The organism is Rhodococcus sp. CX, assembly GCF_015865005.1.
GTDB lineage: Bacteria > Actinomycetota > Actinomycetes > Mycobacteriales > Mycobacteriaceae > Rhodococcus.
The window spans coordinates 9,130-14,363 of sequence record NZ_JADZGH010000170.1 but is presented as its reverse complement, the minus strand read 5'-3'; the positions used below and the strand labels follow the sequence as shown (position 1 = coordinate 14,363).

Here is a 5,234-nt window from a genome sequence, read left to right as displayed (position 1 = left end):
TCACCTGCGCGGTGACCGGACCGACCGGGACGGTGCCGGTGAGCACGACGCCGCCGGCGGTCGTCGGGCCGGACCCGCCGGAACCTCCGGTGCCGTCCGATTTACTGGCCGGCGGAGCGGAAATCTGCAGGTCAGGGATGTTGTAGAGGCGTCCCAGTTCGGTCGCGTCGATGCGGACCCGCCCGTAGAGCAGGTCCACCGGCACCGACCGGATCGACCCGTCGAGCAGGTCTGCGGCCTGCGCATGCGCACCGATCAGGTTCGCCTCGATGGTGATGTCGCCGAGCATGTCGCTGTGGACGCCCTGGGCGCGGATCTCGACGTTCTCGTAGTGGCCGTTGCGGGCCTGCTGCAGGAACGGGAAGCCGTGGATGGTCACCGCGGGATCGGCGGTCAGGGCGCCGCCCTCGCGCAAGGCACGCGAGACCCGGTACTCGGACCACGCCGCCGCGCCGAAATCGACGAGAAGGGCGAGTCCCAGGAGGACGACGAGGCCGAGGATCAGTTTCCGCACCAGACCATTGTTACCGACGCAACGACGCGCGCCATTCGGCTGCTTACACGGCGGTAACAAAAGGGGGGCTAATCTGTAGCGCGTCGTTCATACGTGAATGAGCGCTCTCGTGACACCAAGAATGGAGGCCCGGTGGAACTGCTCCTGCTGACCTCCGACCCCAACCCGGACGCGGTGTTGCCGTCGCTGGCGCTGCTGGCGCATTCCGTCCGGCCCGCGCCGACCGAAGTGTCGTCTCTGCTGGAGGCGGGTTCTGCGGACATCGCGATCGTCGATGCCCGCACCGACCTGGCCGCGGCCCGCGGACTGTGCCGGCTGCTCGGCAGTACCGGCTCGGCGGTTCCCGTCGTCGCCGTGCTCACCGAAGGCGGTCTGGTGGCGGTCAACCCGGAATGGGGTCTCGACGACATCCTGCTCACCAGCACCGGGCCGGCCGAACTCGATGCGCGGCTGCGGCTGCTGCTCGGGCGTTCCGGTGGCGCGGTCGCGCCCGAGAACACCGGCAAGATCACGCTCGGCGAGCTGACCATCGACGAAGGCACCTACACCGCCCGGTTGCGCGGTCGGCCGCTCGACCTGACGTACAAGGAGTTCGAACTCCTCAAGTACCTCGCACAGCACGCCGGCAGGGTGTTCACTCGTGCCCAGTTGTTGCAGGAGGTGTGGGGATACGACTTCTTCGGCGGCACCCGCACCGTCGACGTCCACGTCCGGCGCCTGCGCGCCAAGCTGGGGCCGGAGTACGAGTCGCTGATCGGCACCGTCCGCAACGTCGGTTACAAGGCGGTGCGGCCCACGACCAAGTCCGGCAAGGGCGGCGTCCCCACCGTCGAGTTCGAGGACCCCGAGACCGAGTTGGCCGACTAACCTCGGCGGGATGGAATTCGACACTCGTCCGTCACCCGACGTCGCCGCCGCAGTGCGCGCGGTCCTCGACCGCGCGACCGCCGCCGACGGCACCGCTCCCGTCTCGGAACAGGGCGTGCACTCGCTCGGCCGCGACGACGACACCCGTCACCTCGTCGTGCGTGCCGACGGTGAGGTCGCGGGCTGGGCGGTCCTCGTGCCCGGCCACGGAGAACACAGCGCGATGGCCGAGGTCGTCGTCGATCCCGCCCACCGCGGTCGCGGGCTCGGCACACAACTCGTCGAGGCCGCCCTGTCGGCCGGGGGCGACGGCACCCGGGTCTGGGCTCACGGCGACCTGCCCGCGGCGCGCGCGGTCGCGGCGCGGCTCGGGCTTTCCGGAGTGCGCGAACTGCTGCAGATGCGCCGCTCCCTCACCACCCCGGAACTGCCCGGCGTCGAGGTCCCGGACGACCTGCTCGTGCGCACCTACCGCGGGCCCGAGGACGACGCCGAACTGCTGCGGGTCAACGCGGCCGCATTCGCGTGGCACCCGGAACAGGGCCGCTGGACCGAGACCGATGTCGCCGAACGCCGCGCCGAACCCTGGTTCGACCCGGCCGGGTTGTTCCTGGCGTTCGACCGCGCAGACCCCGAGCGACTGCTCGGCTTCCACTGGACGAAGGTGCACGCCGCCACCGACACCGAACCGGCACTCGGCGAGGTGTACGTGGTGGGCATCGACCCGCAGGCGCAGGGTCGCGGCCTCGGCCGGTTGCTGACGCTGGCGGGCCTGCTGTATCTGCGCGACCGCGGCCTGGGAACGGTCCTGCTGTACGTCGAGGGCGACAACACGGCGGCACTGAACACCTACGGCCGGCTCGGGTTCGACCGGTTCCACGTCGACGTCGCCTACGCGCGGGACGCCGACCCCACCCCGTAAACACATGACCGACGTCACCGCATCGGTGAACGGAATGTGACGGATCCAATACACCCATCATGTATTCGGTGCCGGTTAACCTTCCGTTCACCGACGGTCCCCTGACCGGCCACTGTCCGCCTCTAGCTTCGCTACGGGTCGAGCCACTTCGGCCCGGCACCGGAATCGACCGGTGCCTGCTCGGTCGTGAATTCCGGAGGAGACAAGGTGAACTTCAAGCGCAGTGGCGCCCTGCTCGGCGCGCTGGCCGCAGGAGCCGTCACACTCGCCGCGTGCGGTACCGACAACAACGCTGCCGACGTCGACGTCGACGCGTCCGCCTCGGCCGCGACGTGCGAGGGCAAGCCGACGCTGTCGGCCGCCGGGTCCTCCGCCCAGAAGAACGCCATGGACGCGTTCGTTTCCACCTACATCGCGGTGTGCTCGGAGAAGGGTGTGAACGTCAACGTCGCCTACAACCCGTCCGGATCCGGTGACGGCCGCACCCAGTTCATCGCGAAGCAGATCGACTTCGCCGGCTCGGACTCCGCGATCAAGGGTGACCAGGCTGCGCAGGCCGCCGAGCGGTGCGCCGGCAACCCGGCCTGGAACCTGCCGCTCGTGTTCGGCCCGGTCGCGATCGCCTACAACCTCGAGGGCGTCGACAACCTGGTGCTCGACGGACCCACCATCGCGAAGATCTTCAACGGTGGCATCACCAAGTGGAACGATCCGGCCATCGCAGCACTGAACAGCGGTGCGGCCCTGCCGGATTCGACCATCGCACCGATCGTCCGCTCGGATTCGTCGGGCACCACCGACAACTTCCAGAAATACCTCGAAGCCGCTTCGGCCGGTGTCTGGACCACCGGCGCCGGCTCCGACTTCACCGGCGGTGTCGGCGAGGGCGCGAAGGGCTCTGCCGGCGTCGCGCAGGCCGTCGGCAGCACGCCGGGTGCCGTCACGTACGTCGAGAGCTCCTTCGCCGAGCAGAACAATCTCAGCATCGCGCAGATCGACAACGGTTCCGGTCCCGTCGAGCTCAGCGAGGCGACCGCCGGCAAGGCCATCGAGGGCGCCGCGTTCGCGAGCACCGGTGGCGGCGACCTCACCCTCGACCTGTCCTCGATCTACGGCAGCACCGAAGCCGGTGCGTACCCGCTGGTCCTCGCCACCTACGAGATCGTGTGCTCCGCCGGCTACGACGCCGACACGTCGGCCGCGGTCAAGTCGTTCCTCACGAGCGCCGCCAACGAGGGACAGGCGGGTCTGGCGGAGCAGGGTTACGTCCCGCTGCCGGATTCGTTCAAGGCCAAGCTGACCGAGTCCATCGACGCCATCGCCTGATCCGCTGCAGTGCGACGACCGCCCGGAACTATATTCATGCCTAGAAAGATTGCGAGCGCAGATGAGTGACGCGCCCACCACTTCGGCACCTCGCACCGCGACCCTCGACTCCGGGGGTGCGGGGGCGGGCGGTCCGCACGGCAGCACCCCGGAGGCCACGATTACAGAGTCCAACACCGGCCGCCGGAAGCCGGTGAAAAGGCCGGGCGACAGGATTTTCGGTTCGCTGGCCTCCGGGTCGGCCGTCCTCATCTCGCTGATCATCGGCGCCATCGCGGTGTTCCTGGTGTGGCGAGCGGTGCCGGCGCTGCAACGCAACACCGTCAACTTCCTGACCAGTCGTGAGTGGGTCACGCAGGACATCGAAAAGATGGCCTTCGGCGTGCTCGACCTGTTCCAGGTCACGGTTCTGGTGTCGGTGTTCGCGTTGATCCTCGCGATGCCCGTGGCGCTGGGCATCGCCATCTTCCTCACCTCGTACTGCCCCGAGCGGATCAAGAGGCCTCTTGCGTACGTCATCGATCTGCTCGCGGCGGTGCCGTCGATCGTGTACGGCCTGTGGGGCCTGCTGGTGCTCGCGCCCGCGATCCGCCCGTTCGCGCAGTGGCTCAACGACAGCCTCGGCTGGTTCCCGCTCTTCGCGGACGGCTCCGGGTCGATCGTCGGTGGTGGCACCATCTTCACCGCGGGAATCGTTCTCGCCGTGATGATCCTGCCGACCATCGCCGCGGTCAGCCGCGAGGTGTTCGTGCAGACACCCGTCGCGCACATCGAGGCCGCGCTCGCGCTCGGTGCCACTCGCTGGGAGGTCGTGAAGACCACGGTCATCCCGTTCGGCAAGTCCGGTTACATCAGCGGCTCGATGCTGGGCCTCGGCCGCGCACTGGGCGAGACCATGGCCCTGTACATGATCCTGCGCACCACGTCGCAGGCGTTCTCGTGGTCGCTGTTCGACGGCGGCGCCACCATCGCCTCGAAGATCGCCCTCGGATACGCCGAGTTCAACAACGACATCCAGGCCGGTGCCTACATCGCCGCGGGCCTGGTCCTGTTCGTGCTCACCTTCGTGGTCAACGCCGCGGCCCGCATGATCGTCGCCGGAAAGAGGGACTGACCCATGTCGACCACCGTTCTCGACACCCCCGTCAAGGGGAAGGCCTTCCGGGGTGTGGGAGCACGCCGGCGTCTGACCGACTACACCGCGACCGTCCTCGTCACGCTCTCGGTGCTGATCGCACTGGTGCCGCTCGCGTGGGTGCTCATCACCGTGATCGCGAAGGGCCTGCCCGCGCTGCTCTCCGCAACGTGGTTCACCCACTCGTTCAGCGGCCTGACCGCCTCGTCGACCGGCGGCGGCATCTACCACGCGCTCGTCGGCACACTCATGCAGGGACTGGTCTGCGGTCTCATCTCCATCCCGCTCGGTGTGTTCGTCGCGATCTACCTCGTCGAGTACGCGGGCAACTCGAAGCTCGCCCGGATCACCACGTTCATGGTGGACATCCTCAGCGGTGTTCCCTCGATCGTCGCGGCGCTGTTCATCTACGCCCTGTGGATCGCCACCTTCGGGTTCCCGAAGTCGGCGCTGGCGGTGTCGCTGGCGCT

At 68.4% G+C, this 5,234-nt stretch carries 5 protein-coding genes and 1 pseudogene; 5 read left to right on the top strand and 1 reads right to left on the bottom strand.

From position 1 onward, the window contains the following. Positions 1-514, bottom strand: a 514-nt coding sequence (locus I0Q12_RS18065) for an LmeA family phospholipid-binding protein (RefSeq protein WP_307846336.1), incomplete at its 3' end; no start/stop codon positions are given. A gap of 132 nt (positions 515-646) precedes the next feature. Between I0Q12_RS18065 and I0Q12_RS18060 the strand changes: the two genes are divergently transcribed. The 5 genes and pseudogenes from I0Q12_RS18060 to I0Q12_RS33165 all read left to right on the top strand — a co-directional run. Continuing rightward, a complete protein-coding gene (locus I0Q12_RS18060) occupies positions 647-1,381 on the top strand; it encodes a response regulator transcription factor (RefSeq protein WP_197253234.1) in 735 nt (244 codons plus the stop codon). Positions 1,382-1,391: 10 nt separating this feature from the next. Then, complete coding sequence (gene mshD / locus I0Q12_RS18055) at positions 1,392-2,303, top strand: mycothiol synthase (protein WP_197253232.1); 912 nt, start codon at positions 1,392-1,394, stop codon at positions 2,301-2,303. Positions 2,304-2,510: 207 nt separating this feature from the next. After that, positions 2,511-3,629: a phosphate ABC transporter substrate-binding protein PstS gene (gene pstS / locus I0Q12_RS18050; protein ID WP_197253230.1), complete on the top strand. Its 1,119-nt coding sequence runs from the start codon at positions 2,511-2,513 to the stop codon at positions 3,627-3,629. A gap of 61 nt (positions 3,630-3,690) precedes the next feature. Then, a complete protein-coding gene (pstC, locus tag I0Q12_RS18045) occupies positions 3,691-4,743 on the top strand; it encodes a phosphate ABC transporter permease subunit PstC (RefSeq protein ID WP_197253228.1) in 1,053 nt (350 codons plus the stop codon). Between the two features lie 3 nt (positions 4,744-4,746). Next, a pseudogene (locus I0Q12_RS33165) lies at positions 4,747-5,234 on the top strand (phosphate ABC transporter, permease protein PstA); the annotation flags it as partial.

What these genes read in the sequence shown, in the direction of transcription:
- mshD (WP_197253232.1), top strand. Translation starts at nt 1,392, where the DNA reads ATGGAATTCGACACTCGTCCGTCACCCGACGTCGCCGCCGCAGTGCGC.
- pstC (WP_197253228.1), top strand. Translation starts at nt 3,691, where the DNA reads ATGAGTGACGCGCCCACCACTTCGGCACCTCGCACCGCGACCCTCGAC.